Origin of the sequence: Rheinheimera sp. UJ51, assembly GCF_020819615.1 — a bacterium.
Taxonomy (GTDB): domain Bacteria; phylum Pseudomonadota; class Gammaproteobacteria; order Enterobacterales; family Alteromonadaceae; genus Alishewanella; species Alishewanella maricola.
Window position 1 is genome coordinate 187,059 of the sequence record NZ_JAJHOG010000002.1, and the last position, 18,462, is coordinate 205,520.

General features: G+C 45.4%; 15 protein-coding genes. 13 read left to right on the forward strand and 2 right to left on the reverse strand.

Translation table 11 applies throughout. The features are described 5' to 3' along the window. Nucleotides 1–2: 2 nt before the first annotated feature. The gene (gorA, locus tag LMJ53_RS02900; protein WP_229584719.1) at nucleotides 3–1,358 is read right to left on the reverse strand and encodes a glutathione-disulfide reductase; all 1,356 of its coding nucleotides are present in this window, start codon (nucleotides 1,356–1,358) and stop codon (nucleotides 3–5) included. Between the two features lie 155 nt (nucleotides 1,359–1,513). On the opposite strand from gorA, the gene prlC reads away from it, so the two are divergent. The 7 genes from prlC (at nucleotide 1,514) to LMJ53_RS02935 (ending at nucleotide 7,873) form a co-directional block, all read left to right on the forward strand. After that, nucleotides 1,514–3,580 (forward strand): oligopeptidase A, encoded by a 2,067-nt coding sequence (gene prlC, locus LMJ53_RS02905; RefSeq protein WP_229584720.1) that lies wholly within the window; start codon nucleotides 1,514–1,516, stop codon nucleotides 3,578–3,580. A 28-nt stretch (nucleotides 3,581–3,608) separates the two neighbouring features. Further along, a complete protein-coding gene (locus tag LMJ53_RS02910; protein ID WP_229584721.1) occupies nucleotides 3,609–4,088 on the forward strand; it encodes a hypothetical protein in 480 nt (159 codons plus the stop codon). Between the two features lie 42 nt (nucleotides 4,089–4,130). Then, nucleotides 4,131–4,832 (forward strand): DNA-3-methyladenine glycosylase I, encoded by a 702-nt coding sequence (locus tag LMJ53_RS02915; RefSeq protein WP_229584722.1) that lies wholly within the window; start codon nucleotides 4,131–4,133, stop codon nucleotides 4,830–4,832. Next, nucleotides 4,829–5,578, forward strand: coding sequence for a class I SAM-dependent methyltransferase (locus tag LMJ53_RS02920; RefSeq protein ID WP_229584723.1), 750 nt, complete (start codon nucleotides 4,829–4,831; stop codon nucleotides 5,576–5,578). The genes LMJ53_RS02915 and LMJ53_RS02920 overlap by 4 nt, the downstream gene beginning before the upstream one ends. Before the next feature lie 10 nt (nucleotides 5,579–5,588). After that, nucleotides 5,589–6,062, forward strand: a complete 474-nt coding sequence (locus LMJ53_RS02925) for a peroxiredoxin (RefSeq protein WP_229584724.1) — start codon at nucleotides 5,589–5,591, stop codon at nucleotides 6,060–6,062. Nucleotides 6,063–6,331: 269 nt separating this feature from the next. Beyond that, on the forward strand, nucleotides 6,332–7,072 hold the full coding sequence (locus LMJ53_RS02930; protein WP_229584725.1) for a hypothetical protein: 741 nt from the start codon (nucleotides 6,332–6,334) through the stop codon (nucleotides 7,070–7,072). A gap of 9 nt (nucleotides 7,073–7,081) precedes the next feature. Further along, nucleotides 7,082–7,873 (forward strand): glycosyltransferase family 25 protein, encoded by a 792-nt coding sequence (locus tag LMJ53_RS02935; RefSeq protein WP_229584726.1) that lies wholly within the window; start codon nucleotides 7,082–7,084, stop codon nucleotides 7,871–7,873. 54 nt (nucleotides 7,874–7,927) lie between these two features. On the opposite strand, the gene LMJ53_RS02940 is transcribed toward LMJ53_RS02935, so the two are convergent. Next, the gene (locus LMJ53_RS02940; protein WP_229584727.1) at nucleotides 7,928–8,959 is read right to left on the reverse strand and encodes a glycosyltransferase; all 1,032 of its coding nucleotides are present in this window, start codon (nucleotides 8,957–8,959) and stop codon (nucleotides 7,928–7,930) included. Nucleotides 8,960–9,107: 148 nt separating this feature from the next. On the opposite strand from LMJ53_RS02940, the gene waaA reads away from it, so the two are divergent. From waaA to LMJ53_RS02970, 6 genes are all read left to right on the forward strand, one after another. Then, entirely contained in the window at nucleotides 9,108–11,111 is a 2,004-nt protein-coding gene (gene waaA / locus LMJ53_RS02945; protein ID WP_229584728.1) for a lipid IV(A) 3-deoxy-D-manno-octulosonic acid transferase, read from the forward strand. 1 nt (nucleotide 11,112) lies between these two features. Continuing rightward, nucleotides 11,113–12,294 (forward strand): NAD(P)/FAD-dependent oxidoreductase, encoded by a 1,182-nt coding sequence (locus LMJ53_RS02950; protein ID WP_229584729.1) that lies wholly within the window; start codon nucleotides 11,113–11,115, stop codon nucleotides 12,292–12,294. Nucleotides 12,295–12,426: 132 nt separating this feature from the next. Further along, the gene (locus tag LMJ53_RS02955) at nucleotides 12,427–13,254 is read left to right on the forward strand and encodes a TnsA endonuclease N-terminal domain-containing protein (RefSeq protein ID WP_229584730.1); all 828 of its coding nucleotides are present in this window, start codon (nucleotides 12,427–12,429) and stop codon (nucleotides 13,252–13,254) included. Further along, the gene (locus LMJ53_RS02960; RefSeq protein ID WP_229584731.1) at nucleotides 13,241–15,379 is read left to right on the forward strand and encodes a hypothetical protein; all 2,139 of its coding nucleotides are present in this window, start codon (nucleotides 13,241–13,243) and stop codon (nucleotides 15,377–15,379) included. The genes LMJ53_RS02955 and LMJ53_RS02960 overlap by 14 nt, the downstream gene beginning before the upstream one ends. Beyond that, nucleotides 15,376–16,794 carry an ATP-binding protein gene (locus tag LMJ53_RS02965; RefSeq protein WP_229584732.1) on the forward strand — a complete coding sequence of 473 codons (1,419 nt, stop codon included), beginning with the start codon at nucleotides 15,376–15,378 and terminating at the stop codon, nucleotides 16,792–16,794. The genes LMJ53_RS02960 and LMJ53_RS02965 overlap by 4 nt, the downstream gene beginning before the upstream one ends. A gap of 102 nt (nucleotides 16,795–16,896) precedes the next feature. Continuing rightward, nucleotides 16,897–18,459 (forward strand): TnsD family transposase, encoded by a 1,563-nt coding sequence (locus tag LMJ53_RS02970; protein WP_229584733.1) that lies wholly within the window; start codon nucleotides 16,897–16,899, stop codon nucleotides 18,457–18,459. Nucleotides 18,460–18,462 lie beyond the last annotated feature (3 nt).

Here is an 18,462-nt window from a genome sequence, read left to right on the forward strand (position 1 = left end):
TGTTATCGCAGGGTAACAAATTCTTCGGCACTGGTCGGGTGTAGCGCGACGGTGGCGTCAAAGTCTGCTTTAGTTGCCCCCATTTTTATGGCGACAGCAAAGCCTTGTAAAATTTCATCCATGCCTTCGCCAATACCATGTAAACCAATGATTTTTTCTTCAGCGCCCAAGCAAATCAGTTTAAAGCTACTGAGTGCACGGTGCGGGGTAATGGCGTTGTACATGGCGGCAAAACCAGAACGATAGATTTTCAGCTGTTCTTTACCATAAATGGCTATCGCATCGGCTTCGGATAAACCAATAGTACCAATCGGCGGATGACTGAATACCACGGTAGGTATTAACGAGAAATCCATATGTGCATCAGGCAAGGCCGGGTTAAAGAGCCTTTCAGCTAACAAGCGGCCTGCTTTAACGGCCACTGGCGTAAGTTGCGCTTCGCCTGTGACATCGCCCACCGCATAAATTCCTGGGACATTGGTGTTCTGGTATTTATCGGTACGAATAAAACCATGTTGATCCGTCTGAACACCGGCCGCAGCTAAATTAATGGCATCGGTGGTCGGCTCACGGCCAATGGCCCAAATTAGGCAGTCAACATCTTTAATGGTTTGACCTTTTTCCAGCGTCAGGCTTAATAAGCCATCAGATTGTTTTTCCACGCTTTTTACATTGCAATGCGTATGCAATGGTAATTTGTCTTGGGCCATACGGCTGAGTAAGGCATCAGTAATGTCAGTATCAAAGCTGCGTAACGGCCGATCGCCACGCACTAATAAATGCGTTTCAGTACCCAGTGCATGTAATACGCCGGCAATTTCCACCGCGATATAACCGGCACCAACAACCACGGCTTTTTTAGGCTGAGTGGTTAAGGCAAAAAAACCATCAGAATCAATACCCAGCTCGGCACCCGGGATCTGCGGTTGGGTTGGACGACCGCCAACCGCAATAGTGATATGGTCGGCCGTGATCTGCTCACCATTCACTTCAACCGTCTTGTTATCAATAAAACGGGCGAAACCTTGGATATATTCAACCCCATTACTGCTAAAACCGCGCTGATAGCCGCCGTGAATACGCTCAATATAGGCTTCGCGATTTTTCACTAAGGTGGCCCAATCAAAGCCTTGTTGCTTTAAATCAAAGCCATAACTTGCACTGTATTTAATGGCTTCTGCAATATGTGCCCCGAACCACATGACTTTTTTTGGCACACAGCCGACATTAACGCAGGTGCCCCCCACCGCTTTTGCTTCAATTACGGCGGCTTTTGCGCCACGCATAGCGGCGCGATTGGCTGAAGCAATACCGCCGCTACCGGCACCAATGGCGAGAAAATCATAATGACGAGACATAACTGAACCTATAATGTAAAAATTATTGCAGACAGATATAAGGGGTTAAGCCACAGATTACAAGCCAATGCCGGCAATTTGCGGTTAACGCCTTGACAACCCGAGCCAAAACCCCAACATAGCATACATCTCGCTTATTTAAAGGAACTGCTCTTATGACAACTGCATCTGTTGCCGCCGTTCAAGCTAACCCCTTGTTAACCTTCACTGACTTACCGCCATTTTCCGCCATCCAACCCGAGCATATAAAGCCTGCCGTTGAGCATGCCATTGCCAGCGCGCGCGCTGCGGTTGCACGTGTGGTGGCTGCGGCGGATGTCAGTTGGCACAGCCTCATTACTGAATTAGAGCAAGACAGCGATCGGCTGGGCAAATTGTGGTCGCCAGTGTCGCATCTCAATTCTGTAGCCAATAGCCCAGAGCTGCGTGAAGCTTATGAAAGTTGTTTGCCGCTGTTGTCAGAATTTAGTACCTGGTTAGGCCAGCATGAGGGCTTATATCAAAAATATCAGCAGTTACACGACAGTGCTGAGTTCGCACAGTTAACGGCGGCCCAGCAAAAAGTCATCACCAACGCCCTGCGTGATTTTAAATTATCAGGCATTGGCTTACCGGCAGCGAAGAAACAGCGTTATGGCGAAATTCAAAGCCGTTTATCTGATTTAAGCTCAAGCTTTGCTAACAATACTTTAGATGCCACTCAGGCGTGGTTCAAGCACGTTACAGATGAGGCACAATTAGCGGGCTTACCGGCAGATGCTAAATTGGCAGCGGCCGAAGAAGCGGAGCAACGTGAATTACCCGGTTGGGTGTTCACCCTTGAGTTTCCTAGTTATATCGCCGTAATGACTTACGCTGACGATCAGGCACTGCGCCAAGAGTTATACAGCGCCTATTGCACGCGCGCATCAGAGCAAGGCCCAACCGCGGGCCAGTTTGATAACACAGCTATAATTGAAGAAACCCTGGCGCTAAAACATGAGTTAGCGCAACTGCTGGATTTTGCTAACGCTGCCGATGAGTCGTTGGCGACCAAAATGGCAGAGTCGCCACAGCAAGTGTTAGATTTTTTAACGGATTTAGCGGGTCGCGCTAAACCACAAGCGCAGCGCGATTTAGCCGAGTTAACCCAATTTGCCAAAGAACAATTTGGCGTGGCTGAGTTGCATGCTTGGGATATCACCTACTACGCCGACAAGCTGAAAGAAGCGCGTTATGCCGTTTCTGATGAGTTGTTACGCCCTTATTTCCCAGCCACAAAAGTGGTACCGGGTTTGTTTGCCGTATTACAGAAATTATTTGGCATTACAGTGAAACCGCGTGCTGGCGTGGATGTGTGGCATGCTGATGTCCAGTTTTATGATGTGTTTGCCGCCGATGGCTCGTTGCGTGGCAGTTTCTATCTTGATCTGTATGCCCGCAGTAAAAAACGCGGTGGCGCCTGGATGGATGATTGCCAAGGCCGACGTGTTTTACCCAACGGTCAGTTACAAACCCCGGTGGCCTATTTAACCTGTAACTTTAATAAACCCGTAGGTGGCAAGCCTGCGCTGTTTACGCATGACGAAGTGATTACTTTATTCCACGAGTTTGGTCATGGTTTACATCATATGTTAACCCAAGTTGATGCAGCTGCCGTGGCGGGTATTAATGGTGTCGCTTGGGATGCAGTAGAGTTACCCAGTCAGTTTTTAGAGAACTGGTGCTGGACGCCAGAAGCGTTAGCGCTGATCTCCGGCCATTATGAAACGGGTGAGCCGCTACCAGAAAATCTATTAAACAAAGTGTTGGCCGCGAAAAATTTCCAATCGGCGTTGTTTTTGATTCGACAATTAGAGTTCGCCTTGTTTGATATGCGCTTGCATGCCGAATTCAACCCAACCGAGGGGGGCCGTGTGCAACAGTTGCTAGATGAAGTGCGCGCCGAGGTGTCGGTGATTATGCCGCCACGCTTTAATCGCTTCCAACATAGCTTTGGTCATATTTTTGCCGGTGGTTACGCGGCAGGCTACTATAGTTACTTATGGGCAGAAGTCTTATCCGCTGATGCCTTTAGCCGCTTCGAAGAAGAAGGGGTATTTAATGCCGCTACCGGGCAAGACTTTTTGCAATGGATTTTAGAGCGCGGTGGCAGTGCCGAACCCATGGAGTTGTTTAAAGGTTTCCGAGGCCGTGAGCCCTCTAACGAAGCCTTATTGCGACATATGGGGATTGCCAGCTAAGGCTGGCTTACTGAAAAAGGAAAACATTATGTTGCATGCCAAAAAACTCGTATTGCTTTTCGGTTGTTTACCGCTGTTAGCGTGTCAGCAACCTTCCAGTGTTGATCGCGTTGCACCGGCGCCTTTAGTTGAGCAAATTGACCCGCAAACCGATCCGGTTAAAGCCGTGCGTGCACATCAACAGCAACAAAGCGTGGCACTGGCTGATGTCGGGCAATTACGCGCTGAAGTATTAAAACTAACACGCGACAAAAGCGCCGATAATGTGCAGCAGTGCTTAGTGTTAGGGTTGGGGCATAAACCTTGTGGTGGGCCGGCAGAGTATATCGCGGTATCGACCAAAGGGCGTGATGAAGGCGCCTTGCTGAAAAAAATTAGTGCCTATAATCAAGCGGTCGAAGCTGAAAATATGCGCAAGGGCATGATGTCTGACTGCTCGGTGGTGATGAAACCCCAAGTACAATTAAATAATGGCCAATGTGAGTTGGTAAAAGAGCTTACGCAGTAAGCAGCAAAGATTAACGCTTCGCTGCGCTTAAGGGGATGCTGAGTGCGTCAGGTAGAAAAATTTAGTGACATTCTGCAACGCGCAAAAGAGCGTAAGGGCGGCGCAGCAGCCCTTGCGGCGTTAGTGGGTAAACCCTTGTCGAACAAAGCTATCGCGGAATTGCCCGACAGTGTGTTTTTAGCCGAGTTTAGTAAAAAAGTCTTTCAATCCGGTTTTGTTTGGCGAGTAGTACGGCAAAAATGGCCCGCATTTTGTGAGCTGTTTTTCGACTTTGATATCGAAAAAATGCTGTTGCTAAGTGACGAAATGCTGGAAAAAAGAGCGCAAGATCCGCGGATTATTCGCAACTTAAATAAGGTTTTTACTATTCGTGATAATGCATTGATGATTTATCACGTGCAGCAGCAACACGGCAGCTTTGCGCGCTTTGTGGCGGATTGGCCAAGCGATGATATTATTGGGCTGTGGAATTATTTAAAAAAACACGGCGCACGCTTAGGCGGCAATACCGGGCCTTACGCTTTGCGCACCTTGGGTAAAGACACCTTTTTATTAACCCAAGATGTTGAAGCTTATTTAAAAGCTTATGGGGTATTTGATGGGGGCATTAGCAGTAAACGCAGCCAACAGCAGATCCAACAACAATTTAACGATTGGCAGCAACAAAGTGGCCTGAGTTTGCAGGAAATCAGTCAAATCGTGTCTTACAGTGTCGGTGAAAATTATGCCGGTATGCAGCAATGAGTGCGGTGTTACTTATTGCTGACTTGCCCGCTGAGTTGTCGGCCGAGTTAACGCAACGTTTTGGTTTAACCTTAAGCGATAGCGCGACGGGCTGGCATCTACGTTGGGTTGAGCAGCAGTTAGTGCTTCGACACACCGACATGCCGAAACAAGGTGATATCGTGGTCGATTTTGCCAGTGCAGCGGCGACTTATCGCCGTCAACATGGTGGCGCAAAAAGCGAAGGCATCGCCAAAGCTTGTGGCCTGCATAAAAAGCGCGATTTGCAGATTATTGATGCCACTGCCGGCCTGGGGCGTGATGCCTTAGTGCTGGCGAATGTCGGCGCACATGTCACCTTAGTCGAGCGCAACCCGCTGGTTGCTGCACTATTATACGATGGCCTGCAGCGCGCGGCTGCGCATGCCAGCACGGCCGAGTTGGCCAGTAGAATGCAGCTACATTTTGCTCCAGCGCTACAAGCGTTAACCTGCTTGCCCACGGCCGATGTGGTCTATCTTGATCCGATGTTTCCACCGCGTGAAAAATCTGCGTTAGTAAAAAAAGAAATGCGTGCCTTTCATGATGTGGTAGGCAGTGATACCGATGCGGATGCCCTGTTAGAACCGGCGTTGGCCTTGGCGAAGTACCGTGTTGTGGTAAAACGCCCGGGCTATGCACAAGTGCTGGCTCAGCGCGAGCCGCAACTGGTGGTAAAAGGTAAAAATAACCGTTTTGATGTTTATATTAAACAAGCCATAACCTAAGGATATAACAATGATTAAAGTAGGCGATAAATTACCCGAAGTGACTTTTGCTCAATTAACGGCAGAAGGTATGCAAAGCCCAACCACTAGCGATGTGTTCGCTGGTAAAAAAGTGGTGTTGTTCGCCGTACCTGGCGCCTTTACGCCAACCTGTTCAGCTGCACATTTGCCTGGCTATATTGCACTGGCGGATCAAATTAAATCGAAGGGCGTTGATACTATCGTTTGTATTGCCGTAAACGATGCATTTGTGATGAAAGCCTGGGCCGACAGCCAAAATGCAGAAGAAATTACCTTTTTAGCTGATGGCGGTGCCAGTTTCCATAAAGCGATAGGTTTAACCATGGAGACCGGTGATTTTGGCGGTGTTCGTTCAGAGCGTTACGCAATGATCGTCGATGACGGCGTAGTAAGCCTGCTTAATGTTGAACCACCAAAGAGCTTTGAAGTCAGTAAAGCTGAAACGGTGCTCGCTGCACTATAAGTCTCAGCGTAAAACGCGTAGCCATTGAGCTGCGCGTTTTGCTTTTAAAGAGGTTAAAACTGCGGTTGAGTAAGGCGAGTCAGTTACACCTGCGCGATTTCCCGCCAATCCATCACCTTTATGCCAGTACTGTTTAGAAAAAGCAGCGCAGCAAGGTCGCTTAACGGTTATCATAGGCAGTATGAGAGCGTAGTGAGGTATTTGACCTTATTCCGTAAGCATAGTAGCTTGCTAACTGCGCATGTAGACAGAGTGGATCTGAGGAATTTATGACAACAGTAAATGTACTGTGTATTAAGTGGGGCAAAAAGTATGGCCCTGATTACGTCAATAAGCTGCATTCGATGGTGAGTCGTAATCTGACCTTGCCGTTTCGCTTCATTTGCTTAACCGACGACGCCGTTGGTATCGACAGCCATATTGAAGTAAAAGATATTCCGGCTGTGGGTTTTAAAGATTTTGATGAACGTCAGCCATGGAGTTTTGGCCATGGTTGGTTAAAAGTCACCAGCTTTGCTGATCCGTTATATGACTTAACGGGGCCAACGTTGTTTATCGATTTAGATGTGGTCATTGTCGACAACATCGATTGCTTCTTCCAGCCGAAAGGCGAATTCTTCGTGATTAAAGAGTGGGATAAAACCGATGCCACCGGTAATACCTCGGTATACCGTTATGAAATTGGTGCTCACAGCGACTTAATTGATTTACTGAAAAATCATAAAGAGCGCGAATTAGCCAAAGTACGCAACGAACAAGAATTCGTTACGCAAAACTTAGCCGCACAAAAAAAATTACAATACTGGCCTGAAGGCTGGTGCGTAAGCTTTAAACGGCACTGTTTGCCAAAAGGCATTATGAACTGGTTTAAGCCAGCCGTAATCCCGAAAGGGGCGAAAATTGTTGCTTTCCATGGTAAACCTAATCCGCCGGATGCCGTCGCAGGTATCAGCGGCAAGTGGTATCGGCGCGTGCTGCCGGTGCAGTGGGTTAAGGATATGTGGCAGTAAGTTTCGCTAATGCGCTATAAAATTTTCATTATCAATCTGGCGCGCTCACCCGAGCGCTACCAGCAAGCTTTAGCGCAGCTCGCGCAATGGCCTGATCTGCCTGTAGAACGCATTGACGCGGCCGATGGCCGGGTGATGTCGGCAGCCGACATTGCGCAATATTATTCTGCCAGCGCCAACCAACGCTTACATCATAAAACGCTAAAAGCCGGTGAAAAGGGCGCTTTTATTAGCCATATTCGTTGCTGGCAACAAATTGTGGCTCAGCAGCTCGATTTTGCCTTGATCCTCGAAGATGACTTTCTGGTAGATGGCGATTTACCCGCCTTATTGTCGGCTATTGCGGCCGTGCCCACCCCCTGGCATTTATTAAAACTGGCCATGCCAAATAAACAACAAAAAATCATTGCCAGTTCCCCCAGTGCGCCTTTTCAGTTGGTGCATTTTCAGAAGAATCCGATCTCGGCTGTGGCACAAGCGGTGAGCTTGGCTGGTGCTAAATTGTTGTTAGAGCGAGAAGTGCCTTTTGGGCGGCCGGTAGATGTTGCCATGCAATATAGTTGGCAATTAGGCTTTCAGGCGATGGGCTTGTGGCCGCTGATCTTCAAACCGGATCTGGGTTTTGATAGCACCATAGCCGGTAAGCAAAATGATCAGGTTAAGCGGTCAGTGTTTTACTGGCGACGGCTAGAGTTTATTGTTGCCAATTTATGGCATAACCTGAAAACTTACGGCCCTAAGGCGTTGTTGCGTGCCCGAAAATGGCCGAATACCCGTGGCAGTACGCGGTTATCAAACTAGCTTGGTAACCTGGCGTGCGGCAACGCCATTGCGGTTTATTGATTTTCCACAGACTCAAACCTGGCTTTTCGCTGTGTTTTGTAGGGTCAATTGTTGCTGATAAAAAGCTAACACTTCAGCGGCTTTAGCTGCCGGTTCAAACCGCTGCATTGGATATTGACGGCGTTGTAACTGTGTAAGCTGCTCTTTGATGCGCTGTGCCAAGGTTTCAGCATCATCAATCGGCACTAATTCGGTAGCAAACAGCGGTTGTAAATATTTTGCGCCTTCTGAGGTGGTGGCAACAATGGGTAAACCGGCATGCATCGCTTCTAAAAAGACTAAACCAAAGGGTTCGCTGCGGGCGGTACTGACAAACAGATCAAAGCAAGCGAGCCATTGCTGAGGTTCGCTACTAAAGCCTGGCATAATCACAGTACTTGGCGCTTTATCTCGTATTTGCTGCCAATGTTTGCCCTCACCCACAATCACTAAACGGCTATTGGGGATATTCGCGAGGCTAAAAGCTTGTAATAAGGTCTCTTGGCCTTTGCTTTGCTCCACCCGACCCAAAGTACCAATCACGACATCATCAGGGCCAATCGCATGCTCTTGGCGCAAGCGTTCCCGCGCATCCACCGGCACGCTTTTGGCGGCTGACCAATTATCGAGTTGCACCGTGCGCTCACGCAGCGGCAGAGGAATGGCCGCCATTTGCCAAGGGGCGATAGCGATTAAGGCATCAAGGTTAGCATGCTGTTGTTTTTTATAATGAATGTGTAAAGTGGCTACGCGCAGACACAAGCCGGGCACACCCTGTAATACGCGACAGGCAGCACTGAGGTGGGCGTGTGCCACATCGGGTTTTAACTGTTTCAGCAGGCGTTTCGCGCGAAAGATCGCGAGGAATTTCATGCCACTAACCAGTTTAAGGTTAACCTTAGGCGAAACCCGATGGGCAATAGCATTGGCTCGTTGCTCAGCGCCGCGTTGATGCAAAATCAGGGTGACGTCATGGTCTTGTTCGGCCTGTAAGTTGGCCAGCTCGACCGCATAACGCTCGCTACCGGCAAAACTGTGGGTGAGAATAATATGGACAATTTTCATAACGGCTCATCAACAAGGGTGGCGCGCAAGCGCAGCGGACTAGATAACTGCATGGTATACTATTTGCCGTTTTGGCAAAAGCCGTTGCAAAGGTTGCCGTTGGCAGTGACTTTAGCGCCATGAAGGGCTTTATAAAAGGGTTGTTGATTTGTTTAGGCTGATCTACTCGCTACTACTGTATTTGCTGCTGTTGCCGCTATTACTTTATTTGCTTTGGCGTTCGCGCAAAGATCCTGCTTATCGGCAGCGCTTAACTGAGCGGTTTAGCTGGCAACTGGCTGCCTTAAAGCTAAATCCTCACGGTATTGTGGTGCATGCGGTGTCGGTTGGTGAGGTGATTGCCGCCACTCCACTGATCCGCCAGTTGCAACAACGTTATCCCACACAACCTATTACGGTAACCTGCACCACGCCAACCGGCAGCGCCACTATTGTTGAGCGGTTTGGTGATAGTGTGCAGCATTGTTACTTACCCTTTGATTATGTTGGCGCAGTGGGGCGTTTTTTACGACACTTGCAACCGCGCTTAGTGGTGATTGTTGAAACGGAACTGTGGCCAAATCTTCTAGCAGGTTGTCGTTATGCGAACATCCCTGTGGTGGTGGTGAATGCGCGGTTATCGGCTAAGTCGGCTAAAGGCTATCGGCGTTTTCATAAAGTTAGCCAAAGTTTGTTAGCGGATATTAGCCTGTTGTTGTGCCAAAACCGCGCTACTGCCGCTCGCTTTCGGGCCTTAGGTTACCGTAATGAGCTGCAGGTGGCAGGTAATTTAAAGTTTGAGTTGGCCTTGCCAACTACACAACAAGCCTTAGTTGAACGTTTTGCGCCGGTATTGGCGAAACGCTTAGTGTGGGTGGCCGGTAGCACGCATGCGGGTGAAGATGAACAGTTGCTGGCGCTTTATCCCGCCTTAAAACAGCAATTTCCAAATTTACTGTTGATGCTAGTGCCACGGCATCTGGAACGTTTTGACAAGGTTGCCGACTTAGTCACGAGTTCGGGGTTAAGCTTGTGGCGGCGCAGCAGCGACCGTTTGCCCGAAGCCAATGTTGAGGTGGCGCTCGGCGACTCTATGGGGGAGTTGCTCAGTTGGTATCAATTAGCTGATTTAGTGTTTATCGGCGGTAGTTTAATTCCGCGCGGCGGTCACAACCCGTTGGAAGCCATCAGCTTTGCCAAAGCCGTGCAAAGCGGGCCACATGTGTTTAATTTTAAAGAAGCCTACCGCCATCTACAACAACGCTCGGCGGTGAGTATCGTGTCAGACGCTACCGCCTTGTTAGCCGATAGCCAAAGGTTGCTTGCTGACAGCGCCTTGCGACAAACGCAAGGCCAGCGAGCACAGGTATTTTTCTTGCAGCAACAAGGTGCAACTTCACGCACGCTGCAAGCCATTGCACAGCTGATAGGAGCAAGCATGCCGCATCATGTTCACCAGCAAGGGCATGAAACCTTCTGGTTTGATCCCGAGTTTTTTTCAACGCTTAGCGCCGCACAATTTGATAGCCAGTGGTGGCAGCAACAAGACGCGGTGATTGGCAGTTCCAGTGGTCGCAATATTGCGTACTTTGTGCAACATCAGCAGCATAAGCTGGTGTTGCGTCATTATTACCGTGGTGGCTTAGTCGGTAAGCTGTTGCATGATCAATTTTGGTTGCAATCAGTGGGCAATAGTCGCGCCATGCAAGAATACCAGCTGTTAGCTTGGATGCGCGAGCAAGGGCTGGCGGTACCCAAGCCGGTGGCCGCGCGTTATCAGCGTAGCGGCTTAATATACCGCGCTGATTTACTCATTGAACTGATCCCCGATAGCAAAGACTTGGCGGCCATTTTACAGCAAAGGCCACTGACGCAGGCCGAATGGCAAGCGGTGGGTAAGGCGATTGCTCGCATGCATCAGCTAGGTGTGTATCACTCGGATCTGAACTGTCGCAATATCATGTTAGATGGCAGCGGCACGGTGTGGTTAATTGATTTTGATAAATGCCAGCGCCGTTCAATAGGCCCGTGGACAGAGCAAAACTTAGCGCGGTTATTGCGCTCGTTTAATAAAGAATTAGGTAAATTGCCGGTATTTCATTGGCAAGCCGCCACGTGGAATGATGTGATGCAAGGTTATCAGCAACAGCTAAACAGTAAAGGTCAGGCATAAGATGCAGCAGTGGGATGTTATCGTGATTGGCGCCGGTGCCGCCGGGTTATTTTGTGCCATCGAAGCCGCGAAACGCGGCCGAAAAACCCTCGTGCTGGATAATGGTAAGCGCATCGGTCGCAAAATTATTATGTCGGGTGGCGGCCGATGTAATTTCACCAATATGTATGCCAGCCCCGCTAACTTTTTATCGCAAAATCCGCACTTTTGTAAATCGGCGCTCAGCCGTTATACCCAGTGGGATTTTATCGCGCTGGTGCAGCAATATGGTATTGCTTACCATGAGAAAACCCTAGGCCAGTTGTTTTGTGACAACAGCGCCAAAGACATCGTCGAGATGCTGCAGCAAGAGTGCGACAAAGCAGGCGTGCAAATCGGCTTACAACAAGATATTCAACAGGTCAGTTTTGTGGATGGCCAGTATCAACTCACCACAGCGCAAGGCGTGCGGCAATGCCACAGTTTAGTGATCGCCAGTGGTGGCTTAAGCTTGCCGAACCTAGGCGCTACCGCCTTTGGTTTTCAGCTAGCAGAGCAGTTTGGTTTAAAGGTGTTACCCGTGCGTGCGGGCTTAGTGCCGTTAACGTGGCAACCCAGCGATAAAGCGGTGTTTGAAGAAATTAGCGGTGTGGCGCTTCCGGTTACGGCAGAGGCGAATGACACCCAGTTTCCCGAAGATATGCTGTTTACCCATCGCGGCTTAAGCGGCCCGGCTATTTTACAAATTTCAAATTACTGGCAACCCGGTGACGAGCTGCGTGTTAATTTGGCTGCCGGCCAAGATGTCACCGCGTTTTTAACCGAGCAGCAGCAACAGCATCCGGCGCAAGAGTTAAAAACCAGCTTAGCGCGCTTAATTCCCAAGCGCTTAGTGGATAAGCTGCTGGAGTTACAGTTGTTTCAAAACCAGCCATTAAAAGCCCTGAACGCTAAAAGCATTGCTCGCCTCGATGAGTTATTAACGCAATATGTGTTTAAACCCAATGGCACCGAGGGTTATCGAACGGCTGAAGTCACTCTCGGTGGCGTTGACACCAACGAGTTATCCTCTAAAACCATGGAAGCGAAAAAGCAACCCGGGTTGTATTTTATCGGCGAAGTGGTCGATGTTACCGGTTGGCTAGGGGGTTATAATTTTCAATGGGCGTGGAGCAGTGGTTGGGTAGCCGGGCAGTATTGTTAAGTGTGTGTAGTGACAATAAAGTTTGCCCGTAAGCACAATAGTTTGCCCGTAAGAGTATTTTCAGACAATAAAGTTTGCCCGTAGTGGCCTTTGGTACTATGCTTTTCTGAATGGAATACATCAGGAAATGTTATGTCGCGAGGAAAAAAACTTGAATCCTTTAAAGATTATCAACGAGCCTTAAAAAATAAGTATGGAATTGGAGAAGGCTCTGATTATAAGCCGTGGCTTAGAATCCAAGATGTAAAATCTCACGGAACTAGATCGATAATTTTTGGAAGAAAATCTCACCGAAGTCATCATATGATGTCTTCAATTGAGAGTGAGCTTTTCTATTTAGCTGAGTTCTCTGACAGCATCGTTGATATAAGAGAGCAGTTTCCTATCTTTCCTCTTAACTACACGCAGAAAGTGGCGAGTATGTTGGGGGTTAAGCATCCTACCCATCCCAAAATTAAAGAACCCATCATCATTACAACGGATCAGTTGTTTACTATTGATTCAACCAATGGCACTTCTTATCATGCAGTTTCTGTTAAGCCTGAAAGCGAATCTGATAAACAACGAGTGCTTGAAAAGATTAATATTGAAAGAGTTTGCTGGGAGTTGCTGAGCGTTAAGTTTAGCTACTTCACAGGTAATGAATTAACCAAAGTACAAAGTCGTAACCTTGATTGGGCAACTTCCCCGTTCCGTGAAAATCCAACTCGTTTTTCTGATGAGCAGATAAATAGCGCATTAACTGCTATCAATGTTGGCCAAAGTTTTTTCGAAGATCTCTGTAATAAATTAGTTTCAATGAATATAGCTTCACACGATGAGGCTCAATTGCTTATTCGGTACTTAATTGCTGACAAGTACATTGATGTGGATTTGTCATTTAATATACCTGAGCTAGGAGTATTAGATGTCAAATCGATTGCTATTGTGCAAAGAGGAGTTATGAATGGAACTTCCTAGAAACAGTGTTTGGGAGTTTAAAGGCTCCGATTTAGCTGAAGATGGCTTATACCGAGTTTTAGACTTTATGCACGATGTTGCATCTGTCATCCTATTTCCCCTTAAAACTGAATCAACAACCTCTCGGCCTTTGGCTATTTCTACGGAAGCATTTATTGAACATGTAAAAAGTCGAAAAGCCAGTAAGTCAGAATTTAATCTTCCTAGTTTTCTTTTAGTCGCAGAGGATAATATCCCAGAGGAACATATTGCGCGTAGAAATAAAAACTATGGACTAATTGAAAGTATTGTTTCAGATCGGGCTTTTGTTTTTGATTACGCGACTAAAAAACGTGTTCCACATCTTGCAGAGTATGCGAAAAAAGTTGGAATTGATCGTAAAGCATTGTCCCGACTTCTAACTCAATATTGGTGTTACGGTCAGGATAAAATGGCTCTTCTTCCTGCATTTTCTAAAAGCGGCGGTTTTGGAAAGGATAGAAAGCCAACAGACAAGCCACTCGGCGCTCCTAAGCAACCAAGAACGTTAGCGATTCAAAGGGCTGTTAAATACATAATCACTGATATAGATAAAAGTAAGTTTAAGAAAGCACTTAAAAAATACTACTTAAAACAAGCCCGTCTGACGTTATCAAAAACCTATAAAAATATGCTAATAGATAGTTATTCTGATGAAGTTCGCCTTGCTAATGCATGTGGAACCAAGCCTCATGTACCCACGCTTAAGCAATTTAATTATTGGTCAAAGAAACTCTTTACCAAAGATGAGTTTGTTAAGGATAGGACAACAGAAAATGATCACCTCAGGAATAAAAGAGGTTTATTAGGAAGTGTTATTAAGGATAGCTATTTACCTGGAACTCACTTTGAGATCGATGCCACTGTTGCTGATGTTCATATTGTGTCAGAACTGGGGTCGCAGCATATATTAGGTAGACCAACAATCTACATTGTTATCGACAGAGCTAGTCGGATGATAGCTGGTATGCATGTATCGCTCTTCCATGCTTCATGGCGTGCAGCTAGACAAGCATTATCAAATAGTTTTTTACCTAAATCTCGCTATTGCAAACAGTTTAGTGTGGATATCGATGATTCAGAGTGGCCTTGTTCACATATTCCAAAGGAGCTGGTTTGTGATAATGGCGAAATGATTGGCTTACAGCCTAAGAAAGCACTAAATCCAATGACTAAGCTTTCTTTCACTCCCCCTTACAGGCCTGACTGTAAAGGAGTGGTTGAGAAACGTTTTGATATTCTAAATAAAGAAGTTATTCATGAATTTTTGGGGACTACGAGAGGTGGTAATATTGTCAGAGGTAGTCGAGACCCAAGAAAGGATGCTATCTACACTTTAAAAGAAGTGACTACTGAAATAATAAAAGCCATTCTAGAGCATAATAGATCCATTTTTGACGACTTAGCTTTTTCAAGTCCGTTATTAGTCGAAAATGACTTATCACCAACACCAATAAATTATTGGAAGATTCATCTTGCTAAGCATAAACATGAGCTTCAAGCTGCACTTCCTGATGACATTATAGCTCGTTTACTTCCTCCTGTAACAGTAAGTATGACACGAAGTGGAATTCACTTTAATGGGTTGTATTATACATGTTCAGAAGTTGAAGAACGAAATTTAGCATCTGTTGCTCGATCGTCAGGACAATGGCGATTAGAAGCACGAATTGATGAGAATACTACTAACCATATTTATGTAAAGTTAGATAAAAGCCATGGTTTTACACTTTGTCACTTACTGCCTCGTAGTCGAATGTTTAAAGATAAATCGATGTATGAGTCTGAATTTATGCAAGACTGGCTAGACTCAAAAAAAGAGTTAAGTCCGATAAGCGTAACATCTATTGATGATCACAAAAATCGTCAACTGATGACTAAAAATGCTAAAGAACGAAGTAAGAGCTCTGAAAATATATCATTCGCTGAAAAAACTAAAAATGTACGCCAACGTCGCAAAGATGAATTAAAAGCAACTACTAATGTTCTTCAACAAATTACAGAAAGCCAAGAAACTGTCGACTATTCCTCATCAAATGAAATCGTCGGTAAAGTCGTTTCCTTGCCAATTGGAAGAATAAGAAGAACAAAAGGAGATCCATCATGAGAACGGATAAAGCAATTTACCATGATGCAATCCTGCCAGAGCACCAAGGTAATCCCCTTATAGAAGCCCTTCGCCCTAAGCTTCCTTGGGAAGCGGTGATGGAAGATTTCAGTAATTACCCAGATTATGCTGAAGATATAGCTGATCATCCAGACCCTTTAGTTCGTGATGAGTATCTAAATCGTATAGAAGAGATCAGACAGCCATTAACAGATTATCAAGCATGTTTTCGGGCTATAGAGAGAGCTATCAAAAAAGGATATTCTGCAAAAAATCCACTAACCCCGACTACCGCACAATATTTGCATTATTTGGTGGATGAAAGACCAGAAATAGAGCCTAGAACAGGCTTCTTTCAACCCAAAGGAGAGGGCTTAACGCTAATTGGTGAAAGCGGTGTAGGCAAAACATCTATGCTTGAGCAAGTGCTTAGTTACTTTCCTAACGTCATTGAGCATGGCTCATACAAAGAGCATCCTTTAGCTCTTCGAAGGCAAGTTGTCTGGATAAAGGTCGATTGCCCAAGTAATTCAAGTGTAAGAGATTTGTGTGAAGAAATTTTAGCAGCGTTAGATCTTTCATTGGATAGAGAAAAGACTAAACCAGCAGGAACGATTGGTGCACTTGTTCGCCAATTAGAGCAATGCATTAAATCTAGCTTTCTAGGAATGTTAGTTATAGACGAGATGCAAAACTTACAGTTTAAACGAACAGGTGGTGAGAATAATCTACTTAGATTTTTGCATCGGTTAGTGAATAAATTAGGAGTACCACTTTTCTTTGTTGCTAACCCTCCATTTGATCTGACCTTACTTAAAGAGCTAAAAGCCGCTAGGCGAGCTGAAAGTGGGTATCACCATACAATGTCAGTTCTTGCTAAGGAAAGTGATTCGTGGAAAGCATTTATTGCTCAGCTTTGGAACTATCAGTGGACTAATGTATATACAGAATTGACAGATGAGCTTAATAACTCCCTTCACCTGCTATCTGTAGGCAATATTGATATGGCGAGCCGTACTTATCGAGAGGCGCAACGCTTAGTGATAGGTAGTGAAGATGAGAGAATTACAGTATCAACCTTGGAAGCGGGTAATGCCATTGCATGTGGTTTATCACGACAAACCAATGAAGTTAAAGATTTAATAAGTGCTATTGTGTTACCAACGGGAAAACAGCGTCGCAGCACAAAAGTTGATCCACAAAAAGTGCTCACTGTAGATAAAACTGGCGATATCACAAAACCGCAGCACCCAGAGTTTTCCTCTAAACTGATTGAGTTACTGGGTGCAGTTGATTTACTAGATAGAATAAAAGATCCTGATATATTTCAACAGGCTACAGGGCTAGAAGATCCCATTAGTTTTTTGAGGCAAAAAAAACTAATGCTTGATGATCCGTTAAATGACTTGAGTTAACCTCCCTTCGAAAAGATTACCTCAATCTTAAATACTGCAACTTACATAATATCGTCTAAAATTTAGTCATTGAGTAACTAATAATATATTTAGGGGGGAAGAATGATATTTCCCCTAGCCTTTCCTGATGAAATCTTATTTAGCCGTATTGTCCGTCATTTCATCTTAACCGGCATGACAATCGAGAATTATCTCTCTAGTGTATTCGATAATAATAAGGTAACTATTCACCCTTATTTGACTGCCGGACTTGCTCCACTCAGTGAGTTTAGTCAGGAGTCACCATTTGAACTGATGAGAGACCAGACGCTTGCGCCCTTGTTTATTCATTTCTTGCCATCTTTTCAATCAACTATTTCATCAGGGTTAGTCTCTAGTAACGCAGCATATGCTATCAGGGCTTGCCAGTTAACAAGTGTCAAAGAAAAAGAGTCTTTATCTATTAAGTTTTGTCCCCAATGTGCAATAGAAAATACCCAAGAGTTTGGTACATCGTATTGGCATCGTTCCCATCAAATCCCAGGTATCGAGTCCTGCTATAAGCATCAAGTATGGCTAGTTCATCTTCCCCTAGTTGAAAGGTCAAAGCTGAGCCATGGTTTCTTACCTCAAGTAGATATAAGCCCAAAACAAAGCAGTTTACTTAGCTACGAGTTAGCAAAATATGCTGCCAGTTACCTTAATTTTGTAAGCACAAATAATCAGAGCTTCAATGTTAAAGAGATAATAACTCAGCTCGATAAATTAGGTTTTGTTACTGAAGATGGGCATTTTCGTAGGAAGAGACTAGTCGAAGATTTCTATCAATTTACTCAAAAGATGGCTTATAAATCACAACATTTGCTACCCGAGTCATCAACAGACTTTAGATATGTTTCGTATTTACTGTCAGGTAAGGTTTCTCAACATCCATTTAAATACCTCTTGTTGGGATTCTGGCTATCTAAGCATCTGCCTTGTGAAGAACATAATGTTCCTTTACCTAATGATTCTGCTCCAGCAGATCAACTAGAAAGTAAATGTATTGCATTACTGCATCAAGGAGAATCGATGGCAAGTGTGGGGCGGCTTATAGGTAAAAGTCGTTGTTATGTTAAAGCTCTCGCATTAAGGCTTAATATCCCCGTTAACCTTAAACCTAAACTGATAACCGAGGTTATAAAATCCAAGATTATGTATCTCGCCCATAAGGGCTTTCATCGAAATGCAATTGCTAAACGAGTGGGTATTTCTGTTGGAAGCGTTGAACAACAAATCTCTACATCGCCAGAGTTAGTCTGCTGGCGTAAACAGTGTAAGCATGAGTCTAAAAGACGAAGATACAAGCTTCAAATTACCCGTTTTATCCAACGTAAACCAAAGGCTATTAGGCAACTGATTAAGTCCTCATGTAATGCCGCTTTTTTTTGGTTGTATGCATATGAAAAACAATGGCTAGAGTTGCACCTTCCTAAAGCACAAAAACCGGTTCCGAAACCAAGGGTTGATTGGCAACAACGTGATGCCATGTTGGTAGAAAAAGTGAAATCTATTATGCTACAACATAATACTCAATTATCGAGAACCCAACTGGATAAACTATTAGGCAATCATGGATGGTTAACTAAAAACAAACATAAGCTGCCACTAACAATAAAAGAGTATCATAGCTCAATAAAAAAATAATAA